A 23,663-nucleotide genomic window follows, 5' to 3' on the forward strand; every position below is an offset into this window, starting at 1 on the left:
CGATCATCGCAGCACGACGACCACCACCCGACAGCGGACCTGACTAGTTACCCGGCCGGAACACTCACGACCCCCAGCACCCGGTTCCCTTGCGCGTACCCGGCGCCGAGCCGCGGTGTCTTGCGGTGCACGAAAAAGCGCGATGCCCCCGCGGGAGGCAGGGGCATCGCGCTGCGCGGTCCGGGTGGCCGGACCGCCGGGTCAGGAGTCGGAGCTGCTGTCGTCGCTGGAGTCGGTCGACTTGGCCTCGGACTTCTTCGGGGCCCGGCCGTTGCGGGCGCGCCGCGGCTGGCGCGGAGCCGGGGGCGGCGGGGCGATCTGCTGCGGGGCCGGGCCGCCGCCGAGCATCAGCTCCGCGAAGGTCGCCATGGCCTCGTCCAGCTGGCCGCCGATGCGCCGTTCGGACTCCTCGTTGCTCTTCTTCACCAGCGAGGTCACCGCGTCGGTGTCCGGACGGGCGGACACCGTGCCCTCCACCTTGGACAGACCGCTCTTGAGCGAGCCGTCCAGGTCGCCGAGCTGCGCGGTGAAGGCGTCCTCCACCTTGTCCAGCCGGCTCGCGAGGTCGTCCAGGCGGCCGGTGACCTTCTCCAGCCGGTCGCCGAGGTTGTCCAGCCGGTCGGAGGCGTCCACCATCTCGCCGGTCTCGGTCAGCGCGACCTTCAGCGCCTCGGTGTTCGCGCTGATCTGGTCCTTGGTCGTCGTCTCGAGGGCGTCGACGCGGGCCTTCACGTCGGCGTCGGTCGAGTCGATGCGCTCGCGCAACGCGCTTTCCGCGGCCTCGATGCGCTCCCGGACCGGGCCGGGCAGGGCGTCGATCTTGCTGTCCTGCTTGTCCAGGTGGCCGTTCAGCTCGTCGAGGCGCCGGTGGATGTTCTGCAGCTTGTCCTCGAGGCCGTCCATCCGGCCGGCGACGCCCTCGAACCGCGCGCCGACGCCGTCGAGGCGGCCGTCGAGCTGCGCGAACGGCTTGGCGAGCTTGTCGACGATGCTCTCCACCGAGCGGGCCAGTTCGGCGATGGCGTTGTCCTGCGCCTCGAGCCGGGTCATGGCCTCGTCGAGGCGCTCGGCCAGGACGCCGACCTCGGTGCGATCGGGCAGCTCGGACAGCCGCTTCCGTACCGCGCCGAGCGAGTCGACCGGCGCCAGGCGCGCGTAGATGTCGTCGAGGGCGTCGAAGATCTGCTGCTGCTCGCTCTCTCGGACTTCGGCCGCGCGCACCAGCATGTTGCGCATCCGGTCGAAGGACGGGGCGGCAATGTGGTTGTCAGTGGTCACTGCGGTGTCCTTCGTCGGCGGGGAAAAGGAAGGGACGTGAGACCGAAGCTTAGCTTTTGCGGAATTGCTGTGAGTACGGCCCCCGGCAAGGTGGGAATGCCGTGGTCAACTCCGATGGCCGATTGATGACAAGATCGTCAAAGCTGAGGGTTAAGTCAAGCGTGAGAGTTGTGGCTGTCGCGCCGCGTGTAGGTGAAAGTGGCTCGGTACCGTTGGTACATGTCGTTTGAAGCCGCAGCCCCCACCCTGGAAACGATTCGACGTGCGCCGAAGGTTCTGCTGCACGACCACCTGGACGGTGGCCTGCGGCCGGGAACGGTCGCCGAGTTGGCCGAGGCGCACGGGTACCGCGATCTGCCCACCACCGACCCGGTTGAGCTGGGCCGATGGTTCCGCGACGCCGCCGATTCCGGTTCGCTGGAGTCGTACCTGGAGACGTTCGCGCACACCTGCGGCGTCATGCAGACCGAGGACGCGCTGGTCCGGGTCGCCGCCGAATGCGCGGAGGACCTGGCTGCGGACGGTGTTGTCTACGCCGAAGTTCGTTACGCTCCGGAGCTTTTCGTCGAGCAGGGCCTGTCGCTCGACGCGGTCGTGCGGGCCGTTCAAGCCGGGTTTGCGGAGGGTGAGCGTCGCGCGGCCGAACACGGCAATGTCATCCGAATGGGTACTTTGCTGTGTGCGATGCGTCAGCACGCTCGCGCTCAGGAAATCGCCGAGCTCACCGTGCGTTACCGGGACGAGGGCGTGGTCGGGTTCGACATCGCCGGACCGGAGGCCGGATTCCCGCCCACCCGCAATCTGGACGCATTCGAATACATGCGGACCAATAACGCGCATTTCACCATTCACGCGGGCGAGGCGTTCGGATTGGCGTCTATCTGGGAAGCCATCCAGCATTGCGGCGCCGAACGGCTCGGCCACGGCGTGCGGATCACCGATGACATCGACACCTCCTCCGGTGCGGTGAAAATGGGCCGCCTCGCGCGGTATGTCCGGGACCGCCGGATTCCGCTGGAGATCTGCCCGTCCTCGAACGTCCAGACCGGGGCGGCCCGCTCGATCGCCGAGCACCCGATCGGGTTGTTGTCGCGACTGCGCTTCCGGGTGACGGTGAACACGGACAACCGGTTGATGAGCGGCTGCACCATGTCCAGCGAGTTCGCCGCGCTCGTGGACGCGTTCGGCTTCGGCTGGGCGGATCTGCAGTGGTTCACGATCAACGCGATGAAATCCGCGTTCATCGATTTCGACCAGCGACTCGACTTGATCAACAAAGTGATCAAACCCGGCTACGCCGCGCTTCTCTAATCCTGGGCTCTTCTCGGAAAGTGCCGCCACTTTCGGCTCGTACCAGGCCGAAAGTGGCGGCACTTTCCGTCTTGACGGTACTTAGCGTAGGCAACTAAGGTTCAGTATGTAGGACGGACTTCTTACATACTGGGATGGCGTGCATGGTTCAGGTCGCGGAGCGGAACACGGCGAGCAAGCGCCGGTGGCTGATCCTCGCGCTCGGCCTCGCCGCGCAGACCGCGAGCTGCTCGTTCCTGTACGGCATCCCGTTCCTGGTGCCCGCCATGCGGGATGCCGAAGGGCTGACCCTGGCGCAGGCGGGCACCGTGGTCGCCGCGCCGAGCATCGGCCTGCTGCTCACCCTGATCGCCTGGGGCGCCGCGGCGGACCGGTACGGCGAGCGGCTGATCATGGCGCTGGGTCTCGGGGTCTCCGGGCTGCTGCTGGCCTACGCGAGCCTCGGCACGCATTCCCTCGGCTCGCTGTTCGCGCTGTTCGCCCTCGCCGGGGCGACCACGGCGAGCGTGAACGCCGCCAGCGGCCGCGTGGTGATGGGCTGGTTCTCGGTGTCCGAACGCGGTGTCGCCATGGGGATCCGGCAGACCGCGCAGCCGCTCGGCGTCGGGGTCGCCGCGCTCGGCCTGCCGCCGCTGGCCGAGCACTTCGGTTTCCGCGGCGCCCTGCTGCTGCCCGCGGGCCTCGCGGTGCTGGTGGCGCTGCTGGTCGCGTGGCTGGTGGTCGACCCGCCCCGCCCGGAAAAGTCCGATATGGCAGGGAAAGCGGAGAAACCGCCATCCCCGTATCGCGGGCCCACCTTGTGGCGGCTGCACGGCGCGAGCGCGCTGCTGGTCGTGCCGCAGTTCGCGGTGTCCGCGTTCGCGCCGGTCTACCTGGTCACCGTGCAGCACTGGAGCGCCCCGGCCGCGGGCTGGTTCCTGGCGGCGGTGCAGGCGCTCGGCGCCCTCGGCCGCCTCGCGTCCGGTTACTGGTCCGATCGGGTGGGCAGCCGCCTGCGGCCGATGCGGCAACTCGCGGTCGCCAGCGCCGCGGCGATGCTGCTGGTGGCCCTCGGCGACGCGAGCTGGCCGTGGCTGGTCGCCCTCGCGCTCGTCCTCGCCGCGGTGATCACCGTGAGCGACAACGGATTGGGCTTCACCGCGTCCGCCGAATTCGCCGGACTGTCCTGGGCGGGCCGGGCGATGGGCACGCAGAACACCGCGCAGAACCTCGCGGCCGCGGCGACCCCGCCGCTGCTGGGCCTGGTGATCGGCGATTCGCGGTACGCGCTGGCGTATTGCGTGGCCGCGGTGTTCCCGCTGTGCGCGATCGGACTGGTGCCGGTCCGGGCCGAACTCAGCCGTGCTCGTCGTAGAAATCCGGCGGCGTGACCGTGCCGGACAGCCAGTCCGAGCGCAGGATCGCGTAGCCGACCGTGTCGTGCAGCGTGCCGTCCCCGCCCGGCCAGGCCTGGCGGTAGTGCGCCTCTTTCGCGTACCCGCAGCGGCGGAAGACCCGCCGCATACCGCGGTTGTCCCGGCGCGTCGTGCCCTCGATCCGGTTGACCGCGGGGAACTCGGTGAACAGGTACCGCGTCAGCCATCCGACCGCGTGCGTGCCGATGCCCCGGCCGCGCCACGCGGCGCCGATCCGGAGGTCGAACAGCGGCGTGCCGTCGTCCAGATCGAACATCCGGACCACGCCCGCGCGCGTGCCGTCGGCGACGATCCAGAAGGTCCGCGCCGAGCCGCCGTCGTAGTACCCGTCGGCGACCCACCGGGCGACCGCGCGCTTGTCGACCACCGGCGCCGAATGGAACGGCCACACCTCACCGGCGAGGAAGTCGGCCAGCGGCTCCGCCTCGGAGGGCGCGAACCGCCGGTACCCCAGGTCCACCTCAGTGCGTGCGGAAGCGGTTCTCCAAGGACTCGACGAGCTTGCGCCAGGCGGCCTGTTCGGTGTCGAACGGGGCGCTCGGCGCGAGCCGGGTCGGGTCCGGCCGCAGCACGAACGAGACCAGCCAGCCCAGGCTCTCCGAGGTGGACAGCGCGGTCGCCACGCTGTCGTCGCCCGCCCAGTCGGCCGCGTCGGTGACCAGTTCGACGGCCAGCTCCAGCTGGGTCGGGTCGATCGAATCGATCCCCTCGGCGAGGTCCTCGTCCAGCCCGGCGAGCACGTAGGTGTTCTCGGTGTCGACGTCGATCTCGAGCTCGCCCGCGGTGGCCTTCGCCAGCACCTCGTCCCAAGTGGACACTTCGGCCAGATCGGTGTCGGCGAACTCCTTGCCGTCGGCCAGCGCCCGGGCGAGCGCCTTCTCCGAGGAGAACACGTCGATCTCGCCGTCGGAACCGAGGAAGATCGGTTCGTCGTCGAGGTAGCAGCGCAACGTGAAGTACTCGTTGTCCCCGGTGATGATCTTGATCGGGTCGATGCCGACCTCGGCCCAGAAACCGACCGGGCCGTCCTCCTCTTCGGCATCGGAGTCGGCCGCGGTGTCGGCGTCCTCGACGGTGTCCAGGTCGTCGTCCTCGGCGTCGACGCCCGCCTCGGCCTCCGCGGACTCCTCGTGGAACGCGGCGAGCTCCTCGGCGGTCTGCTCCAGCACCGCGGCGTCCACGTCCGGCACGGTCACCAGGCCGTCGATGGCGTCCAGCACGGTGTCCCACTTCTCGGACACCGCCTCGGACAGGTCGGTCCACAGCCGCTCGCCCTCGCGGCCGGTGAACGGCAGGCGCCCCTGCTCGAGCAGCGAGAAGCCCTCGCACGCGTCGAGCACCTCGTGCACCTCGTCCAGCTCGCACACGTCGGCCAGCGAACGCACGATGCCGACGATCTCGGCCAGCTCGCCGATCGTCCAGGAGTCCGGCTCCTCGGCGACCAGCTCGGGCACGCCGACCAGGTCGTAGGAGTGGTCGTCGTCCGGGATCAGCTCCGGCACGTTCAGCGCGGGCACCACGCTCCACGCCGGGTGGTCGATGAGGTCGTGCTGCTCCGCGGTGCGGACGAACGCCGCCAGGTGCGCGGCGTCCGGGAAGGCGTAGAGGTCCTCCTCGTCGCCGAGGAACGCCTCCCACTCCTCGCCGTCCTCGCGCCAGCGCGGCGCCCACAGGGTCACCAGATCGCCCTGTGGCAGCCCGAGCTCGATCGGGATGATGTCCTGTGCCATTCCAGCCCTCCGGATAACCACCTGTGTACGCGCCCGACCCTGACATGTTCCCCTGTCGGTGCGCGGTACCGCGCAGCCTACGGGTTTTCGCCCTCGATGTGGCGATCGGCCCTGGCGACCTGCAGCGGTGTTCGAGCCGGGATGGCACGATCTAGGGCAAGATGAGCCTCCCAGACGCACTCCCCGCAGGTCCAGACTCCGCCGACCCCGATGCGCTGTTCGACGCGTTCTCCGGCTGGGCCGCAGGTCGCGGGCTCGAGCTGTACCCCGCGCAGGAGGAGGCGCTGATCGAGGTCGTCTCCGGGGCGAACGTGATCCTGTCCACCCCGACCGGGTCGGGGAAGAGCCTGGTCGCGGTGGGCGCGCACTTCACCGCGCTGGCCCAGGGGCGGCGCAGCTACTACACCGCGCCGATCAAGGCGCTGGTCTCGGAGAAGTTCTTCGCCCTGATCGAGGTCTTCGGCGCGGACAACGTCGGCATGATGACCGGCGACTCCAGCGTCAACGCGGACGCGCCGATCATCTGCTGCACCGCGGAGATCCTGGCGAACATCGCGTTGCGCTTCGGCGCCTCGGCCGAGGTCGGGCAGGTGGTGGCCGACGAGTTCCACTTCTACTCCGAGCCGGACCGCGGCTGGGCGTGGCAAGTTCCGTTGCTCGAACTGCCCCAGGCGCAATTCGTGCTGATGTCGGCGACGCTGGGCGACGTGTCCTTCTTCGAGAAGGACCTCACGCGGCGCACCGGGCGGCCGACCGCCGTGGTCACCTCGGCCGAGCGGCCGGTCCCGCTGACCTACCGCTACGCGCTCACGCCGCTGCACGAGACCATGAGCGAGCTGCTGCACGGCGGCCAGGCGCCGGTCTACGTGGTGCACTTCTCGCAGGCCGCCGCGGTGGAACGGGCGCAGGCGCTGATGAGCATCAACGTCACCACCCGCGCGGAGAAGGACGCGATCGCGGAAATGATCGGCGACTTCCGGTTCGCCGCGGGGTTCGGGCGGACGCTGTCGCGACTCGTCCGGCACGGGATCGGTGTGCACCACGCGGGCATGTTGCCGAAGTACCGGCGGCTTGTCGAGCAGCTCGCGCAGGCCGGGCTGCTCAAGGTGATCTGCGGGACCGACACCCTGGGCGTGGGCATCAACGTGCCGATCCGGACCGTGGTCTTCTCCGCGCTGACCAAGTACGACGGCGTGCGCCAGCGGCACCTCAAGGCGCGCGAGTTCCACCAGATCGCCGGGCGGGCCGGCCGGGCGGGGTTCGACACCGACGGGTACGTCGTGGTCGAGGCGCCGGACCACGTGATCGAGAACGCCAAGGCGCTGGAGAAGGCGGGCGACGACCCGAAGAAGAAGCGCAAGATCGTGCGGAAGAAGGCGCCCGAGGGGTTCGTCAACTGGACCGAGTCCACCTTCGACCGGCTGGTGGCCGCCGATCCGGAGCCGCTCACCTCCAGCTTCCACGTGAGCCATTCGATGCTGCTCAACGTGGTGGCCCGGCCGGGGAACTTCTTCGAGCACATGCGGCATCTGCTGGAGGACAACCACGAGGACCGGCCGGCGCAGCGCAAGCACATCCTGCGCGCGATCGCGATCTACCGCGCGCTGCTCGCGGCGGGGGTGGTGGAGCGGCTGGACGCGCCGGACGAGCAGGGGCGGATCGTCCGGCTGACCGTCGACCTGCAGTTCGACTTCGCACTGAACCAGCCGCTGTCGCCGTTCGCGCTGGCCGCGATCGAACTGCTCGACACCGGTTCGCCGAGCTATCCGCTGGACGTGGTGTCCATTGTAGAATCCACAGTGGAGGATCCGCGGCCGGTGCTGTCGCAGCAGAAGTTCAAGGCCCGCGGGGAAGCGGTCTCCGCGATGAAGGCCGAGGGCATCGAGTACGACGAGCGGATGGAGCTGCTGGAGGACATCACCCATCCCAAGCCGCTGGAGGAGCTGCTGCAGGCGGCGTACGCGACCTACCGGCAGGGGCATCCGTGGGTCGCCGACTACCAGCTTTCGCCGAAGTCCGTGGTGCGCGACATGTACGAGCGCGCGATGAACTTCGTGGAGTACATCGGTTTCTACTCGCTCGCGCGGTCCGAGGGGCTCGTCCTGCGGTACCTGGCCGACGTCTACGACGCGTTGCGGCACACCGTGCCGGACGAGGCGAAGACCGAACCGTTGCAGGACCTCATCGAATGGCTCGGCGAACTGGTGCGGCAGGTGGACTCCAGCCTGCTCGACGAATGGGAAGCGTTGCGGCATCCGGAAGAGCACGAGGGGGAGGTGCGCCCGGCCCTGCCGGAGGGCCCGCCCCCGGTCACCCGGAACGAGCGCGCGTTCCGGGTCCTGGTGCGCAACCAGCTCTTCCGCCGGGTCGAGCTGGCCGCGCGCCGGGCCTACGTCGAACTCGGCGAGCTGGACGCGGCGTCCGGCTGGGACGACGTCGAATGGGAGAACGCGCTGGAGGAGTACTTCGAGCAGCACGACTCGATCGGCATCGGCCCGGACGCCCGCGGCCCGGCGCTGCTGATCATCGAGCAGGAGCCGGCGATCTGGCGGGTGCGCCAGATCTTCGACGATCCGGCGGGCGACCACGACTGGGGCATCAGCGCCGAGGTCGACCTGGCGGCCTCGGACGAGGCGGGCGCCGCGGTGCTCCGGGTGACCCGCGTCGACCAGCTCTGAGCGTGCGATCATCGGATTGAATTCTCGCCTCGACGGGCGGAATAACGGTCAGGGCAGTAACGTCAGCGCCTTGACGTGACGGGGCCGGACCACTGTGAAGTGCCGCAGGTCGAGGGTGGCCACTTCGGCGACGTTCAGCCGTTCCGCCACGGCGATCACCGACGCGTCACTCGTGCCGAGGGGCAAGTCGGCGTACTGGTCGACCAGATCGGCAACGCGATCGTAGTCCGCGTTGGTCAAGTCGACTGGCACGAAGTCGCCCGCTGCGAGCGAGCGGAGAAAGCCCGCCTCAGTCCGGGCTCCGGCGTACTTGGCGAGCATGAAGCCGACTTCGCCCAGGATAGGCGCGGGAACGAGGATCGGCCGATTGGCCAGGTGCAGGCCGGTGAACAGTTCGATGCACCGGTGGTAATCGGGGTCCTTGGTGAAGGCAGCGGCGACCAGGGGCCCCGTGTCGCAGATGATCACGTCTACCGGCCGAAGCCTTCTTGTAGCAGTTCTTCACTGCGTGCGCCGTAGGCCGTGCCGTCGCCCTCGGCGCTGCCGAACCACGTCGGCGGCCAAGGACGCTCGGCGGCCGGGCGGAGATGCTTGCGCACGTCAGCCAGGACTTGTGGCACCTGGTCTTCCGGAAGCTCTTCGACCAGGCGCAGCAACTCGTCACGCTCAGCGCTCATGCTCGTCAGTCTACGACCAAACGGCAGGCCGCGAGAGCCGATGGAAGTCGGCATGCCGCATGACCGGATCCTCCGATGCGTCACAACCGTTGACTCGTGCTAGGCGGCTTGGGCGTTGGGGGTGGTGGCGGCGAGGCGGGTGAGGAATTCGGCGTTCGACTTGGTTTGGCGGAGGCTGGTGAGGAGCTGGTCGGTCGGGTCGTCGCGGGTGGACAGGGCGCGGCGGAGGCGTTGCACCAGGGCGAGTTCTTCCGGGGCGAGCAGGAGTTCCTCCTTGCGGGTGCTCGACGGGCTGAGGTCGACCGCGGGGAAGACGCGGCGTTCGGCGAGGCGGCGGTCCAGTTTGAGCTCGGCGTTGCCGGTGCTCTTGAGTTCCTCGAAGAACACGGTGTCGCCGAGCGAACCGTTCTCCACCATCGCGGTCGCGACGATCGTCAGGGAACCGCCGTGCTCGACGTTGCGGGCGGCGCCGAGGAACCGCTTCAGCGGGTGCAGCGCGGCCGCGTCGACCCCGCCGGACAGGATCCGGCTGGACGATTTGGCGGCCAGGTTGTAGGCCCGGCCGAGCCGGGTGATCGAATCGAACAGCAGCACGACGTCCCGGCCGGTTTCCACCAGCCGTTTCGCGCGTTCGGCGGCCAGTTCGGCCACCGCGGTGTGCTCGGCGGGCGGGCGGTCGAAGGTGGAGGCGATCACCTCGCCGCAGGTCGTGCGCCGCATGTCGGTGACCTCCTCGGGGCGCTCGTCGACCAGCACGACCATCAGGTGGCACTCCGGGTGGTTCGCGCTGACACCCTGCGCGATGGCTTGCAGCACCGAAGTTTTCCCGGCCTTCGGCGGGGAGACGACGAGCGCGCGCTGGCCCTTGCCGATCGGCATCACCAGGTCGATCACGCGGGTGGTGAGCGCGTGCGGGCCGGTTTCCAGCCGGAGCCGTTCGCGGGGGTGCAGCGGGGTGAGCCGGGCGAATTCGGGGCGGTCCGCCGCGGTGGCCGGGTCGGTGCCGTTCACCGTTTCGACCCGGCTCAGCGCGGGGTTCTTCTTGCCGTCACGCGGTTCCAGCGGACCGGCGAGGTGGTCGCCGGGGCGCAGCCGGTGCTTGCGCACCAGGGAAATCGGGACGAACGCGTCGTCCGGGCCGGGCAGGTACCCGGCGGTGCGCAGGAACGCGTGGTTGTCACGGATGTCGAGGATTCCCTCGACGTGCGTAGGGTTATCCACAGTGGACATTCAGTTCTCCTTGACAGGTATGGGAATAGCCAATTCGGCACGGGAGTCGTGCCGGGCGTCGAGCGAAAACTCGCCAAGCGCTGGGAAGAAGCGGTGTGGCGGGGATGCTCCCCCCGGGGCGGCGGTGTGACCTCGCCGACATCCTCAGGGGACGACACGGTCAGTATACCGGGCCCGGCGGCGACTCGGCAACCACCGGGCACGCGCCACTGCTCCAGGCGTGGCTGGCCCGCATTACCCTGAGGTAATCTTCGCGATATGAGGACTCTCCGCTCGCGCATTACTGCTTGGCTGGGGCGCAAGTACATCGCGAGAAAGCAGAAAAAGGGCTTCGACCTGTCGAAGATGGCGTTCCTGCCGGACGCCGCGCTGATGCCGCTGAAGCGTGACGGGTTGGACCCGGTGCGTGAACTCGGCGACCTCCGGGAACGCGAACCGATCAGCAAGTTGCCGCTGCCGTTCGGGCTGAACGCCTGGCTGGTCAGCGGCTACGACGAGGCCAAGGCCGTGCTCGGTGCGGCGAAGGGGTTCAGCAACGATTTCACCAACCTGGTCGGCAATGCCGGGGTCACCGCCGACCAGAATCCCGGGGGCCTCGGTTTCGCCGATCCGCCGGACCACACGCGGCTGCGGAAGCTGCTGACTCCCGAATTCACCATGCGCCGCCTGAATCGGCTGACACCGCGAATTCACGAAATTGTCGCCGAACAGCTCGACAATATGGCCAAGGTGGACGGTCCGGTCGACCTCATGGAGTCGTTCGCGCTGCCGATCCCCTCGCTGGTGATCTGCGAACTGCTCGGGGTGCCCTACGAGGACCGGGCCGACTTCCAGCGGCTGGCCGCGTCGCGGTTCGACCTGTTCGCCGGGGCGGGCGCGTCGCTCGGCGCGATGTCGGAGTCGCTGGAGTACCTGCTCGGCGTGGTGAAGAAGCAACGCGAGTCCCCGGGCGACGGGCTGCTCGGCATGATCATCAAGGAGCACGGCGACGAGATCGGCGACCGCGAACTCGCCGGGCTGGCCGACGGGGTGCTCACCGGTGGCTTCGAGACCACCGCGAGCATGCTGGCGCTGGGCGCGATCGTGCTGCTGCGGGATCCGGAGAGTTTCCGGCTCATCCACGACGACGATGACGCGATCAACGACTTCGTCGAGGAACTGCTGCGGTACCTCACGGTGGTCCAGCTCGCGTTCCCGCGGTTCGCCAAGGAGGACACCGAGATCGCCGGGGTCAAGATAGCCGAGGGCGACATCGTGCTGGTCTCACTGAGCGGGGCGAACCGCGACGCGGCCCTCGGCGAGGACGTGGAACGGTTCGACCGGAACCGCAAGTCCACTTCGCACCTGGCCTTCGGCTGGGGCATCCACCGGTGCGTCGGCGCGGAACTGGGCCGGATGGAACTGCGCGCGGCCTATCCGGCGCTGGTGCGGCGGTTCCCCGAGATGCGGCTCGCGGTCGCGCCGGAGGAGCTGTCCTTCCGGAAGGTCTCGATCGTCTACGGCGTCGACACGCTCCCGGTGCTCGTCAAGTAGCCCCTACTTGCGGATCACCACGGTCGAGGCGACCTTGTCGTGCAGGCACTGGTGCAGCGGCCGGTCCCAGAGCAGCCAGAGCACGTCGACGAGGCCGCCGAACGGGACCAGCCCGATCAGGAACTGGAACACGTACCGCCACAGCGACATGCCGAACGACGGCCAGTTCCGCCCGTCGGCGGTGCGCACCACCCGGATCCCGACCGCGAGCTTGCCCGGGGTCGCACCGCGCTGCCAGAGGAAGAACGGTTCGTAGAGGATCAGCCAGGCGAACGCGAGCACGCCGAAGACGACCATGATCGTGATGGCGACCGGACCGGGATCGTGCCGGTCGCCGTCGATCGCGTACCCGAGGCCGAACCCGATCCCGCCCACGACGAACGCCCCGACGGTCAAGATGATGGCGTCGAGAACCCGGGCGCCGAGTCGTCGCCCGGCGCCGGAGAGCACCCGGACCGCCCGCGTGCCGTCGTCGTAGGCCTGGTTCAGCGGGGTCTCCGGCGGCAGGAAGGCCGGCCCGCCCGGGGCCATCCCGCCGCCGAAGTAGGACTGCCGCGGCGGGCCGTACGGTTGGTTCGGGTCCTCGGGGTAGTTCGGCAGCGTCATGGCCTCGGCCATTCTCTCGGCGGTGTTCGTTGGCCGAGAGAATGGCACAAAAGGCGTGAATCCGCCGGGCTTACTTCTCGGTCAGCGAGAGGGCCTGCCCGGGGCAGATGTGCACCGCCTCGCGCGCCCGTTCCAGTTGTTCGCCCTCCACGTGGTCGACGAGCAGGCGGACCGTGCCGTCCTCCTCGTCCTGATCGAAGATCGCGGAGTCGGTGAACACGCACTGACCCGCGCCGACGCACCGGTCGGTATCGGTGACTATTCGCATAACACTTCCTTACCAGGTGACCGGCAGTTCGTGCAGGCCGTAGATGGTGGAGTCGTCCTTGAACGGCAGTTCGGCGACCGGCTTCGCGACCCGGAGGCCCGGAATCCGGCGGAACAGCGTGTCGAAGACGATCTGCAGTTCCATCCGCGCCAGGTTCTGGCCGAGGCACTGATGCGCGCCGAAGCCGAACGCCACGTGGTGGCGGGCGCCGCGCTCGATGTCGAGGGTGTCCGGGTCGTCGAACACCGACGGGTCGCGGTTGGCCGCGTTGCCCAGGCCCAGCACGCCTTCCCCGGCGCGGATGAGCACCCCGCCGATCTCGACGTCCTCGACCGCGACGCGCGAGGTGGCGACCTCGGCGATGGTGAAGTACCGCAGCAACTCCTCGACCGCGCTCAGCGTCTTGCCCGGATCCGCCTTGATCGCGGCGAGCTGGTCCGGATTCTCCAGCAGGGCCACCGTGCCCAGCGAGATCATGTTCGCGGTGGTCTCGTGCCCGGCGATCAGCAGCAGGAACGCCAGGCCGACCAGCCCGTCGTGATCGGTGGTGCCCTCTTCGCGCTGCTTGAGAATCTGCCGCCCGAGCAGGTCGTCGCCCGGATCGGCCTCCTTGGCCGTGACCAGTTTGTCCAAATAGGACTGGAGATCGTCGACCGCGGTCCGCCGCGCCTCGGGTTCGGCGGTCCGGGTGAGCATCAGTTTGCTGCGCTGCTGGAAGAAGTCGTGATCGGAGTAGGGGACGCCGAGCAGTTCGCAGATGACCAGGGACGGCACCGGCAGGGACAGCGCGCGCACCAGGTCGGCGGGTTTGGGCCCGGCCAGCAGGGCGTCGACGTGCTCGTCGACGATCTCCTGGATCCGCGGCTGCAGGGCCTGCATCCGGCGGACGGTGAACTCGCCGACCACCGCGCGCCGGGCGGGGCCGTGGTCCGGCGGATCCATCCCGATCAGCGACGGCTTGAAGTCGTCCTTGCGGCGCTGCAGCGGCGCCAGCAGGGGGAATCCGGGCTTGCGCCGGTCCGAGCTGAACCGCGGGTCGGTGAGCAGCGCGCGCACGTCCTCGTGCCGGGTGAGCACCCAGGCGCTCGCGCCGGTGGGCAGCGTGACGCGGGAGATCGGCGCCTCTTCCCGCAACTCCCGGTACTCCGGCGGCGGGTCGAACGGGCAGGTCCTGGCCATCGGGAACGTGGCGTCAGGGTGCGGAACGACAGTGGTCACGGCTGAATCCCCAATCCGGACAAACAGTATGTGGAGGTTTTTGTTCCGGTTATAGCCACCACGGTACTTAAGTGGAAGGATTCCGTCCACGTGCAATCGAGTGATCAAGGGCGGCTTGAGGGATTCGTGCGAGAATCTCCCCGCCCCACGGAGAGGAAGGCGAGCGCATGACCGCGGATCCGGAGTTGCGCGAGGGCAGGCCGCCCCTGCGGGCCGACGCGCGCCGCAACCGCGACCAGATCCTGCAGGCGGCGCGCAAACTCTTCGGCGAACGCGGTCCCGAGGCGCCGATGGAGGAGATCGCCAAGGCCGCCGGGGTGGGTGTGGGCACCCTCTACCGCCGGTTCCCCGACCGCGAAGCGCTGATCCGGGCGGTGGCGGAGGACGCCTTCGGCTTCCTCAACGAGGCGGCGCACCTGGCGAAGCGGGAGGAATCGTCCGGCTGGGACGCGCTGGTCCGGTTGCTCTCGCAGACCAAACGGCTGCAGGTGAGCGTGCAGCTGGCCATGCTGTCCGCCCGCGCGCAGGCGATCCTGCGCGACGATCCGGAGATCAACCGGCTCCGGCTGGATCTGCTGGACGTCCTGGACGAGCTGGTGCGGGCGGCGCAGGCGGAAGGCTCCATGCGCGAGGACGTGGGCACCGGGGACGTGGCGATCCTGGCTTCGTCCTTGCTGCTGCGCAAACCGCAGGACGCCTCCGAGGAGTTCGTGCGCCTGGCCCCGGAACGCTGCCTGGTGCTCATGCTCGACGGGCTGCGCGCCCGCCCGGGCAGTCCGCTTCCGGGGCGGGCGCTGACCAGCGACGACCTCTTCCAGTCGCGCCGGAAGCCCTGAGGTCGTGAGTGGCTGGGCCGGTGCTAACCGGCCTGTTCATTCACGACCCCGGCACTCGGTGCCCTGAGCGCTAGACCCCGAGCGGGTGCCAGACGGTCTTCGGCTCGAGGTGCCGGCGCAGGCGGGAGAGGTCCGGGCGCCGGGTCCAGTCCGGTTCGTCGTCGGGCACCGCCAGCACGCGTTTCACCGTGTTCGCGGCCTCCCGGGCCAGCTCCGCGCGGGCCTCGAGCTCGGCGCCGGTCGGGTCGAGCGCGTCGACGTCGCCGTGCGCCGCCAGCCACGGGCCCAGTTCGGTGGCCCGCCCGGTGAGCACGTTGACCACGCCGCCGGGCACGTCGGAGGTGGCCAGCACCTCGGACAGGGTGATCGCGGGCAACGGCCGATCGGCGCTGCTGACCACCACGGCCGTGCTGCCGGTGGCCAGCACCGGGGCGAGCACGCTCACCAGCCCGAGCAGCGAGGACCGCTGCGGCGCGAGGATCGCCACCACCCCGGTCGGCTCCGGCACGGTGAACGAGAAGTACGGCCCGGCCACCGGATTGGCCGCGCCGAGCACGCTCGCGAGCTTGTCGGTCCAGCCCGCGTACCAGACCCAGCGATCGATCGATGTGTCCACAAGGGACTGTGCCTTCTTCGCCGGAACCCCTTCCGAGGCGGCCACTTCGGCGGCGAACTGCTCGCGGCGGCCCTCCAGCATCTCGGCGACCCGGTAGAGCACCTGCCCCCGGTTGTACGCGGTGGCGCCCGCCCAGCCGCCGAACGCCTTGCGCGCGGCGACCACCGCGTCCCGGACGTCCTTGCGGGAGGCGTGCGCCGCGTTGGCCAGGAACTTCCCCTTGGCGTCGGTGACCGGGTACACCCGCCCGGATTCCGAACGCGGGAACTTGCCGCCGACGTAGAGCTTGTAGGTCTTGGCGACCGAAAGCCTTGTGTTCTCAGGCATCGAGGTAGGCCTCCAGCCCGGTCCGGCCGCCCTCGCGGCCGAATCCCGATTCGCGGTAGCCGCCGAAGGGGGCCGCCGGGTCGAAACGATTGAAGGTGTTGGCCCAGACCACGCCGGCGCGCAGCTGGTTCGCCATCCACAGGATCCGGGAGCCCTTCTCGGTCCAGATCCCGGCGGACAGCCCGTACGGCGTGTTGTTCGCCTTGGTCACCGCCTCGGCCGGGGTGCGGAAGGTGAGGACCGACAGGACGGGCCCGAAGATCTCCTCCCGGGCGATCCGCATCGACTGCTCCACGTGCGAGAACACCGTGGGGGCGAAGAAGAAACCGCGATCGGGCACCGGGCACGGGCTGGTCCAGCGCTGGGCGCCCTCGCTGTCCCCGGACTCGACCAGCTCGCGGATCTTGGTGAGCTGCTCCTGGGAGTTGATCGCGCCGATGTCGGTGTTCTTGTCCAGCGGGTCGCCGATCCGCATGGTGGACACCCGGTACCGCAGCTTCTCCAGGAGTTCGTCCACAATGGATTCCTGAGCGAGCAGGCGCGAACCGGCGCAGCAGACGTGGCCCTGGTTGAAGAAGATGCCGTTCACGATGCCTTCGACGGCCTGGTCCAGGGCAGCGTCGGAGAACACCACGTTCGCCGCCTTGCCGCCCAGTTCCAGGGTCAGCCGCTTGCGCGTCCCGGCCACCTGCCGCTGGATCAGCTTGCCCACCTCGGAGGACCCGGTGAACGCGATCTTGTCGATGTCGGCGTGCTCCACGATCTCGCGGCCGATGTCGCCCGCGCCGGGCAGGATGTTCACCACCCCCGGGGGAAGTTCGGCCTGCTGGCAGATCTCGGCGAAGACCAGCGCGGTCAGCGGGGTGGTCTCCGCGGGTTTGAGCACCACGGTGTTGCCGGTGGCCAGCGCGGGCGCGATCTTCCAGGCCAGCATCAGCAGCGGGAAGTTCCACGGGATGATCTGGCCGGCCACGCCGAGCGGTTTCGGATCCGGGCCGAGGCCCGCGTAGTCCAGTTTGTCCGCCCAGCCCGCGTGGTAGAAGAAGTGCGCGGCCGCGGTGGGCACGTCCGAGTCGCGGGATTCCTTGATCGGCTTGCCGTTGTCCAGGCTCTCCAGCACGGCCAGCTCGCGCGAGCGCTCCTGGATCAGCCGGGCGATCCGGAACAGGTACTTGGCGCGTTCGGCGCCCGGCATCGGTCCCCACACGCGGCTGTAGGCGCGGCGCGCGGCCTTGACCGCGGTGTCCACATCGGACGGTGACGCGGTGCCGACCTCGGCCAGCACCTCCTCGGTGGCCGGGTTGATCGATTTGAGCGGTTCGCCGTTGCCGTCGGTGAACTCACCGTTCACGAACGGCCGGTAACTCGGCTTGAGATTCGCGATGTCCCGCGATTCCGGGGCGGGCGCGTATTCCCAGACACTCATCTAGTCCACCGTGACGTAATCGGGGCCGCTGTAGTGGCCGTCGAGCTGGGTGCGGCGCTGCAGCAGCAGGTCGTTGAGCAGGCTGGAGGCGCCGAAGCGGAACAGCTTCGGCGTCAGCCACTGCTCCCCGGCGACCTCGTGCACCGCGACGAGGTAGCGGATCGCGTCCTTGGTGGCGCGGATCCCGCCCGCGGGCTTCACCCCGCGCAGCTCGCCGGTGGCGGCGTGCCAGTCGTGCACGGCCTGCAGCATCACGTGGGTGACCGGCAGCGTCGCGGCGGGCGACACCTTGCCGGTGGAGGTCTTGATGAAGTCGCCGCCCGCGAGCAGCGCGAGCCAGGAGGCCCGGCGCACGTTGTCGTAGGTGGCCAGCTCGCCGGTCTCCAGGATCACCTTGAGGTGCGCGGGCCCGCAGGCCGCCTTGATCGCCTGGATCTCCTCGAACACCCGCCCGTAGCGGCCCTCCAGGAACGCGCCCCGGTCGATCACCATGTCCACCTCGGTGGCGCCCGCGTCGACGGCGAGTTTGACGTCGGCGAGCTTCACCTCCCGGCTGGACCGGCCGGACGGGAACGCGGTGGCCACGCTCGCCACCCCGATCCCGGTGCCGGTGAGCGCCTCGACCGCGGTGGCGACCAGGTCCGGGTACACGCAGACCGCGGCGACCGGCGGGGTGTCCGGGCGTTCCGGATCCGGGCGGCGCGCCTTGGCGGCCAGCGCGCGGACCTTGCCGTGGGTGTCGGCGCCCTCCAGGGTGGTCAGGTCGACCATGGAGATGGCGGTGTCGATCGCCCAGAGCTTGGCCGCCTTCTTGATGCTGCGGGTGGCCAGCCCGGCGGCGCGCTGTTCGACCCCGACCTGGTCCACGCCGGGCAACCCGTGCAGGAAGCGGCGCAGGCTCGCGTCGTCGCGGGTGGCGTCTGCCAACGCGGCGGGCAGCGGCGACGGGGTGGCCGTCGCCGTCGACGAAGCTGTCATACCGCCGAGTCTAGAGGGCGGCCTCGCTCAGCTTGGCCGTTCGATCTCCTTGGGGTTCTTCCTCGGCTTGCGGATGACTTCGACCGCGCCCCAGAACGCGAAGCCGTTGATCTTCACGACCGGCGCGTCCGGCGGGGGCGGCTGGGTCGGGCCCCGGTCGGTGGTGCTGAAGTCGCCCATGATCCCGATGCCGGTCACGTCCACCACGACGTCGTCCGGCACCACGATCTCGATGCCTCCCATGATCGCCACCGCGGTGATCGTGCTGCGCTTCTGGGCGAACCGGGCCTTGCGCAGATCGATGTCCACGCCGCCCCAGAACGCGAAGCTGTTGTGCTGCGGCGGCACCACCCAGTCGCCCTTGCGGACGGCCCCGGACATGACCGCGATCGAGGTCGTCGAGCCCGGGTTGCCGCCGATCCGGTTCTCCGGCGCCGCGACGGTCCGCGGCGCGGCGGGCTGCACGGCCGAGGCGACCGGCAGGTCCGCGACGATCGGCTCCAGCTCGGGCAGGGTTTTCGCCGCGTAGACGGCGTCCAGGCGCTCCTCGAGCTCGGCCATGGTGATGCGGCCTTCACCCATGGCGTCGTGCAGGATCTTCGCGAACCGCTCGCGGTCCGCGTCGGAGGCCCGCATCGGCGGGCGCTCGGGGGTCGCAGGCTGTTCGGTCACGGCGTGAGCCTAGCGGGATGGCGGCCGCTACGGTGATGCCTCATGGATGTGCTCGTCGTCGACCACCCGCTGGCCAAGGCCAGGTTGTCCACCATGCGGGACGCCCGCACCGACAATGCGGCGTTCCGGGCGGCGCTGCACGAGCTGACCGTGATGCTGATCTACGAGGCCACCCGGGAGGCGCCGGTGGCCGTCGAGCGCATCCACACCCCGGTCGCGCGCACCGACGGTTACCGGCTGGCGAACCCGCCGCTGCTGGTGCCGGTGCTGCGGGCCGGGCTGGGCATGGCCGACGAGGCGCACAAGCTGATCCCGGACGCGCGGATGGGGTTCGTCGGGCTGGCCCGCGACGAGGAGTCGCTGGAACCGGTGCCGTACATGGAGTCGCTGCCGGAGAGCCTGGCCGACCGGCCGGTGTTCGTCCTCGATCCGATGCTGGCCACCGGCGGCTCGATGGAGTACACGATCCGGCTGCTCACCGGGCGGGGCGCCACCGACGTCACCGCGATCTGCGCACTCGCGGCGCCGGAGGGAATCCGGCACCTGGAGGAGTCCGGGCTGCCGCTGCGCGTGGTCACCGCGAGCGTGGACGAGCGCCTCAACGATTCGGGCTTCATCGTCCCCGGCCTCGGCGACGCGGGCGACCGCCAGTACGGCGCCCGCTGAGGTGTCATGAGGGGACCCCTCCAGACAAATTTCGTCTGGAGGGGTCCCCTCATGACATGTGCTCGGCTACGCGGCGGGGTGGGAGCCCCGGGCGACGGTGATCTTGGGGCGTGGACGTTCCTTTGCTGATTTGTAGGCGGCTTTCAGCTCATCGATTACTCGCTGGGTGTCGGTGCGCAGCCGGGAGGGGAGTGTTTGGACTACCAGGATCCCGGCGGCGGCGTATCGGCTGTTACGGGCGAGGGTTTTGGCGTAGTTCGGCTTCTTCAGGTGAATGCTCACCGAGTCGATTTCCCAGGCCAGCGCGATATCGTCCCACCAGGTGTCCGGCATCGCGATGTACCGGCCCTGTGCGTCGTACAGGCGCACATTGTGTTCGGCCGGTGGTAACCCGGACTTCCGGAGGATGGCGAGGCTGTCCGCTTCGGCGACGGATCGGACATCGGTGGCCAGTTCGCGAAGAACGGCGCGTGGCAGCGCGGTGCCGCGCTGGCTACCCGCTTCGAGTTCGGCTGCCAGTTCGTCGGCGGTGCACAGCCCGGATTGCCCGGCTTCGATGAGAAGCGCGCGCACCGGATCGAGAAGGCGAATTCGCCGAAGCCCGTCCAGCACCGCCCGGGCCGGTGGCGCCATGGGAACGCCGTCGACGACCACCGGTTCGGGGAAGAAGCGAGTGCGTTCGACCACGGCGAACTTCACGCTGCAGAACCGGTGCTCGTGCGGTACCAGGAGGTGGACGCTGTTGTCCGGCGGTATCTCCTGCAGTCCGTAGCGTCGGGCCGCTTCGAACCCGGTCACGATTCCGTGCAGGTCGGTGTGCAGCCGTGCTGCTTCCACACGTTGCCGTGCGGTCGGTGCCGCGCGCTCCAGCAGGACGATGCCCGGAAGTAGGTGGGTCCAGGGGCCACCCGGCTGGCATCTTCGGTACGTCGTGCGTTCCGGTATGCCGAGTTGATCGAGCAGTTCGGCGGTGATCACGCCGTGCCTGCTATGGCTTCGAAGGTACGGTTCGGTTGCGGTAAGTGTTGGAATATTCACGCTGCCATGATGTTCTGCGGGCACGACAAAATGGCCCGATCCTTGTCATGAGGGGACCCCTCCTGACGAAATTTGTCCGGAGGGGTCCCCTCATGGCACCGGCGACGCCCCGGTCAGAACCCCTGGGCGGTGTAGGCGCCGAAGTCGGCGGGCGGGGCCACGTCGACGTCCGGGCAGGTTCGGGCCCGGGTGAGCGGCCACTGGGTGAGGTAGTGCACCTGGCGCCCGGTCGCGTTGCTCGCCCGGCGCAGGTCGACGGCCGCGACGGCGTCGTTGTAGTAGGCCTCGCCGAGGATCCAGCCCTGGTGGTACCCGAGCTGGTTCATCGCGTCGTGCGCGGCGACGAACGCGGCGTACTCGGCCTCGTAGAAGTGCAGGTCGAAGACGTACGGCTGGTTGTCGCCGTACACCGCGGGGAGCTGGCCGATCCGCGCCGGGTCGCCGATCACCGAGAAGCCGACGGTGTCCGCCTTGCCGTGCGTATGGGTGTAGTCGGTCCACAGCCGTTTCGCGTAGTCGCGCAGCGCGGGCTGGTTCGGCGCGGGCGCGCCCTCGTTCATCAGGTCGATCCGGTACGGGATCCCGGCACCGGCGATGATCGGGCGCAGGTGGTGGATCAGGTTCCAGTTCTCCTGGTACCGGCCCTCGTCGAACGCCGCCCAGTTGTACGGGGCGCTGTCGCCGATCGGGTGGAAGGCGACCTCGACCTCGGCGAATCCGGCCGCCTTGACCGCGGCGAGCAGATCGGCGAGGTTGCGCCGGTTCGCCGGGCTGAGGTCGCCGCCGGTCGAGTCCATCACGGTGCCGGTGTCCGGGCCGCGGTGGTGGAAGACGCCGATCCGCAACCGCTGCTGACCGGCCCGCCGCATCGCGCCGAGCTGCCCGGTGATCGTGTCCCGGCCCCGGTCGAACCGGTTGATCACACCGAACGGCTCGCGGTCGCAGCCGTTCAGGCCGTAGAAGTTGTAGTTGGACCCGCCGGGCGCCGACGCCGCCGGGGTCGCCGACGCGGGCGCCCCGGCCGCGAGGAGCGCGGCGAGCAGCGGAACGAGCAGCAAGCGTGTCATGGAACCCCTCCCGAGAAGGAGATTAACGCCGCCAGCCGCGAGCGTGGGCGCGTAACGCCGATTCGTAGGCGGCGCCGACGTCGAATTCTTCCGGCAGGTTGCCGTTGAGTTCCAGGGAGACCAGCCCGTGCACGATGCCCCACGCGCTGACCGTGATCAGGTCCGGCGCCACGTCGGCGAACACACCCGCCGCGATCCCGGCGCGCACGGTCTCCTCCAGCGGCTTGAGGGTGGCCCGGGCCAGGCGATCGGCGTCTTCGTTCGGCTCGAATCCGGGCACCGCCTTGGTGAACATGATCGAGTACAGGTGCGGATCGGCCAGCGCGCTCGCCCGGTAGGCGAGCCCGAGCGCGATCAGGTCCTCGATCGGCTCGCCGGTGCGCGCCGCCCCGGCCATCCGGGCCTCGAACCGCCGGAAACCCTCCACGTAGAGCGCGCTCACCAGTTCGGGTTTCCCGCCGAACAGCGAGTAGACCGCGGTGGTGGAAGTGTCCACATCGGCCGCGAGCCGGCGCAGGCTCAGCGCCTTCGGCCCCTCCGCGGACAGGAGTTCACCGGCCCGGTCGAGCAGGCGCAGCCGCAGGGCTTCGTCGTGCGTTCTGGGACGTGGCATGCACGGAGTGTAACGCAACGCTGTTATCAAACCCGCCGGGAGCGCGCATGAACGATTTGACCTGGAGTGCGCTCCAGGTCGTACTGTCCTTGGACATGAGCTACTCGATAGCGGAAGCCGCGCGACGTAGCGGGCTGTCGATCGACACCCTCCGGTACTACGAACGCATCAAACTGCTGGACCCGCCCGCCCGGGACAGTGCGGGCCGACGGGCCTACTCCGACAACGACCTGCGGTGGCTGGAGTTCCTCACCAAGCTGCGCACCACCGGTATGCCCATCCGCATGATGCGCGAATACGCCTCCCTGCGGCACCACGGCAACGCGAGTGTCGGGCGGCGCAAGGCGATCCTGCTGGAACAGCGCCGATCGGTGGCGGCCCGGATCGCCGAACTGCAGTCCTGTATGGACGTACTCGACTACAAGATCAACAACTACGAATGCCTGAGCCGGGGCATGGCCCCGCAGGGCGAGATCCAGGAGGTTTCCGCGTGATCAAGGCCAGACGACTCGGCGGGCTGGAGGTCGGCGCGCAGGGGCTCGGCTGCATGGGCATGAGCGCGGCGTACGGCGACCGGGACAACGACGCCGAGTCGGTCGCCACCATTCACCGTGCGCTCGAACTCGGCGTGACCCTGCTGGACACCTCGAACGTGTACGCCGACGGCGTCAACGAGGAACTGGTCGGCCGGGCGATCAAGGGCAAGCGCGACCAGGTGGTGCTGGCCACGAAGTTCGGCATCGTGTGGAACGACGGCCAGATGGGCGCCCGCGGGGACGCGGCCTACGTGCGGCAGTGCTGCGAGGATTCGCTGCAGCGGCTGGGCGTGGACCACATCGACCTGTACTACCAGCACCGGGTCGACCCGGACACCCCGGTCGAGGAGACCTGGGGCGCGCTGGCCGAACTGGTGGCCGAGGGCAAGGTAAGGCACCTCGGCATCTCCGAGGCGAGCGCGGCGACCATCCGCCGGGCACACGCCGTGCACCCGATTTCCGCGCTGCAGAGCGAATGGTCGCTGTGGACCCGCGGGATCGAGGGCGAGATCCTCGACACCTGCCGGGAGCTGGGCATCGGGATCGTGCCGTTCTCGCCGCTCGGGCGGGGCTTCCTGACCGGCAACATCACCTCGGTCGAGGAACTGCCCGAGGACGATATGCGCCGCGGCCTGCCCCGGTTCGCCGAGGAGAACCTGAAGCGCAACCTGGCGATCGTCGAGGCGCTGCGCGCGCTGGCCGACGAGAAGGGCGTGACCGCTGGTCAGCTCGCGCTGGCGTGGGTGCAGCACCGGGGCGAGGACGTGGTGCCGATCCCGGGCACCAAGCGGCGCAGGTACCTGGAGGAGAACGTCGCCGCCGCGAACCTTTCACTGTCCACTGAGGACATCGCCGCGATCGAGAACGCGGCGCCCGCCGAGGCGATCGCCGGGGAACGTTACCCGGAGGGCCTGGCCCGCGCCGCCGGTAAGTGAATCAACACC

At 69.4% G+C, this 23,663-nt stretch carries 23 protein-coding genes and 1 pseudogene; 8 read left to right on the forward strand and 16 right to left on the reverse strand.

The window, feature by feature from the left end:
• Positions 1-201 precede the first annotated feature (201 nt).
• Positions 202-1,278 carry a coiled-coil domain-containing protein gene (locus tag FXO23_RS39245; RefSeq protein WP_158891960.1) on the reverse strand — a complete coding sequence of 359 codons (1,077 nt, stop codon included), beginning with the start codon at positions 1,276-1,278 and terminating at the stop codon, positions 202-204.
• Between the two features lie 219 nt (positions 1,279-1,497).
• Between FXO23_RS39245 and FXO23_RS39250 the strand changes: the two genes are divergently transcribed.
• Together FXO23_RS39250 and FXO23_RS39255 are read left to right on the forward strand one after the other, a co-directional pair.
• Complete coding sequence (locus FXO23_RS39250) at positions 1,498-2,589, forward strand: adenosine deaminase (protein WP_158891962.1); 1,092 nt, start codon at positions 1,498-1,500, stop codon at positions 2,587-2,589.
• A 134-nt stretch (positions 2,590-2,723) separates the two neighbouring features.
• Positions 2,724-3,959 (forward strand): MFS transporter, encoded by a 1,236-nt coding sequence (locus FXO23_RS39255; protein WP_425484949.1) that lies wholly within the window; start codon positions 2,724-2,726, stop codon positions 3,957-3,959.
• Here the strand turns inward: FXO23_RS39255 and FXO23_RS51175 are convergent.
• Together FXO23_RS51175 and FXO23_RS51180 are read right to left on the reverse strand one after the other, a co-directional pair.
• A complete protein-coding gene (locus FXO23_RS51175; RefSeq protein WP_218952288.1) occupies positions 3,925-4,464 on the reverse strand; it encodes a GNAT family N-acetyltransferase in 540 nt (179 codons plus the stop codon). The genes FXO23_RS39255 and FXO23_RS51175 overlap by 35 nt on opposite strands.
• A 1-nt stretch (position 4,465) precedes the next feature.
• Positions 4,466-5,734, reverse strand: a complete 1,269-nt coding sequence (locus FXO23_RS51180; protein ID WP_218952289.1) for a primosomal protein — start codon at positions 5,732-5,734, stop codon at positions 4,466-4,468.
• Between the two features lie 161 nt (positions 5,735-5,895).
• Here FXO23_RS51180 and FXO23_RS39265 point away from each other — a divergent pair, with 161 nt between their 5' ends.
• Positions 5,896-8,412: a DEAD/DEAH box helicase gene (locus FXO23_RS39265; protein ID WP_158891966.1), complete on the forward strand. Its 2,517-nt coding sequence runs from the start codon at positions 5,896-5,898 to the stop codon at positions 8,410-8,412.
• A gap of 48 nt (positions 8,413-8,460) precedes the next feature.
• Here FXO23_RS39265 and FXO23_RS39270 read toward each other — a convergent pair whose 3' ends face one another.
• The 3 genes and pseudogenes from FXO23_RS39270 to rho all read right to left on the reverse strand — a co-directional run.
• Positions 8,461-8,880: a type II toxin-antitoxin system VapC family toxin gene (locus FXO23_RS39270; protein ID WP_158891968.1), complete on the reverse strand. Its 420-nt coding sequence runs from the start codon at positions 8,878-8,880 to the stop codon at positions 8,461-8,463.
• Positions 8,881-8,882: 2 nt separating this feature from the next.
• Positions 8,883-9,089, reverse strand: a complete 207-nt coding sequence (locus FXO23_RS39275) for a hypothetical protein (RefSeq protein ID WP_158891970.1) — start codon at positions 9,087-9,089, stop codon at positions 8,883-8,885.
• 99 nt (positions 9,090-9,188) lie between these two features.
• Positions 9,189-10,292, reverse strand: a pseudogene (gene rho / locus FXO23_RS39280) (transcription termination factor Rho); the annotation flags it as partial.
• A gap of 285 nt (positions 10,293-10,577) precedes the next feature.
• Between rho and FXO23_RS39285 the strand changes: the two are divergent.
• Positions 10,578-11,852, forward strand: a complete 1,275-nt coding sequence (locus FXO23_RS39285; protein ID WP_158891974.1) for a cytochrome P450 — start codon at positions 10,578-10,580, stop codon at positions 11,850-11,852.
• A gap of 3 nt (positions 11,853-11,855) precedes the next feature.
• Here FXO23_RS39285 and FXO23_RS39290 read toward each other — a convergent pair whose 3' ends face one another.
• The 3 genes from FXO23_RS39290 to FXO23_RS39300 are packed head-to-tail and all read right to left on the reverse strand — an operon-like array spanning position 11,856 to position 13,905.
• Positions 11,856-12,470 (reverse strand): RDD family protein, encoded by a 615-nt coding sequence (locus tag FXO23_RS39290; RefSeq protein WP_158891976.1) that lies wholly within the window; start codon positions 12,468-12,470, stop codon positions 11,856-11,858.
• Positions 12,471-12,528: 58 nt separating this feature from the next.
• A complete protein-coding gene (locus FXO23_RS39295) occupies positions 12,529-12,726 on the reverse strand; it encodes a ferredoxin (RefSeq protein WP_158891978.1) in 198 nt (65 codons plus the stop codon).
• Between the two features lie 9 nt (positions 12,727-12,735).
• Positions 12,736-13,905: a cytochrome P450 gene (locus tag FXO23_RS39300; protein ID WP_158892057.1), complete on the reverse strand. Its 1,170-nt coding sequence runs from the start codon at positions 13,903-13,905 to the stop codon at positions 12,736-12,738.
• 206 nt (positions 13,906-14,111) lie between these two features.
• Between FXO23_RS39300 and FXO23_RS39305 the strand changes: the two genes are divergently transcribed.
• On the forward strand, positions 14,112-14,780 hold the full coding sequence (locus FXO23_RS39305) for a TetR/AcrR family transcriptional regulator (protein ID WP_158891980.1): 669 nt from the start codon (positions 14,112-14,114) through the stop codon (positions 14,778-14,780).
• A gap of 70 nt (positions 14,781-14,850) precedes the next feature.
• Here FXO23_RS39305 and FXO23_RS39310 read toward each other — a convergent pair whose 3' ends face one another.
• Genes FXO23_RS39310 through FXO23_RS39325 form a run of 4 tightly spaced genes read right to left on the reverse strand, consistent with a single transcriptional unit; the run spans position 14,851 to position 18,763 of the window.
• Positions 14,851-15,723, reverse strand: coding sequence for an aldehyde dehydrogenase family protein (locus FXO23_RS39310; protein ID WP_158891982.1), 873 nt, complete (start codon positions 15,721-15,723; stop codon positions 14,851-14,853).
• Positions 15,716-17,149, reverse strand: coding sequence for an aldehyde dehydrogenase family protein (locus FXO23_RS39315; RefSeq protein WP_158891984.1), 1,434 nt, complete (start codon positions 17,147-17,149; stop codon positions 15,716-15,718). The genes FXO23_RS39310 and FXO23_RS39315 overlap by 8 nt, the downstream gene beginning before the upstream one ends.
• Entirely contained in the window at positions 17,150-18,127 is a 978-nt protein-coding gene (gene deoC, locus FXO23_RS39320) for a deoxyribose-phosphate aldolase (protein ID WP_158891986.1), read from the reverse strand.
• A gap of 27 nt (positions 18,128-18,154) precedes the next feature.
• Positions 18,155-18,763: a DUF1707 SHOCT-like domain-containing protein gene (locus FXO23_RS39325; protein WP_158892059.1), complete on the reverse strand. Its 609-nt coding sequence runs from the start codon at positions 18,761-18,763 to the stop codon at positions 18,155-18,157.
• Between the two features lie 78 nt (positions 18,764-18,841).
• On the opposite strand from FXO23_RS39325, the gene upp reads away from it, so the two are divergent.
• Positions 18,842-19,465, forward strand: coding sequence for a uracil phosphoribosyltransferase (upp, locus tag FXO23_RS39330; protein WP_158891988.1), 624 nt, complete (start codon positions 18,842-18,844; stop codon positions 19,463-19,465).
• 66 nt (positions 19,466-19,531) lie between these two features.
• Here upp and FXO23_RS39335 read toward each other — a convergent pair whose 3' ends face one another.
• The 3 genes from FXO23_RS39335 to FXO23_RS39345 form a co-directional block, all read right to left on the reverse strand.
• Positions 19,532-20,527 carry a hypothetical protein gene (locus tag FXO23_RS39335; RefSeq protein WP_246258290.1) on the reverse strand — a complete coding sequence of 332 codons (996 nt, stop codon included), beginning with the start codon at positions 20,525-20,527 and terminating at the stop codon, positions 19,532-19,534.
• 89 nt (positions 20,528-20,616) lie between these two features.
• On the reverse strand, positions 20,617-21,570 hold the full coding sequence (locus FXO23_RS39340; RefSeq protein WP_158891990.1) for a hypothetical protein: 954 nt from the start codon (positions 21,568-21,570) through the stop codon (positions 20,617-20,619).
• 22 nt (positions 21,571-21,592) lie between these two features.
• A complete protein-coding gene (locus FXO23_RS39345) occupies positions 21,593-22,183 on the reverse strand; it encodes a TetR/AcrR family transcriptional regulator (protein WP_158891992.1) in 591 nt (196 codons plus the stop codon).
• Between the two features lie 95 nt (positions 22,184-22,278).
• Here FXO23_RS39345 and FXO23_RS39350 point away from each other — a divergent pair, with 95 nt between their 5' ends.
• Positions 22,279-22,677: a MerR family transcriptional regulator gene (locus FXO23_RS39350; RefSeq protein WP_158892063.1), complete on the forward strand. Its 399-nt coding sequence runs from the start codon at positions 22,279-22,281 to the stop codon at positions 22,675-22,677.
• Positions 22,674-23,654 carry an aldo/keto reductase gene (locus tag FXO23_RS39355; protein WP_179957006.1) on the forward strand — a complete coding sequence of 327 codons (981 nt, stop codon included), beginning with the start codon at positions 22,674-22,676 and terminating at the stop codon, positions 23,652-23,654. Before FXO23_RS39350 ends, FXO23_RS39355 begins: the two co-directional genes overlap by 4 nt.
• Positions 23,655-23,663: the final 9 nt, after the last annotated feature.

The sequence above is a fragment of the Amycolatopsis anabasis genome, assembly GCF_009765355.1.
Lineage (GTDB): Bacteria > Actinomycetota > Actinomycetes > Mycobacteriales > Pseudonocardiaceae > Amycolatopsis > Amycolatopsis anabasis.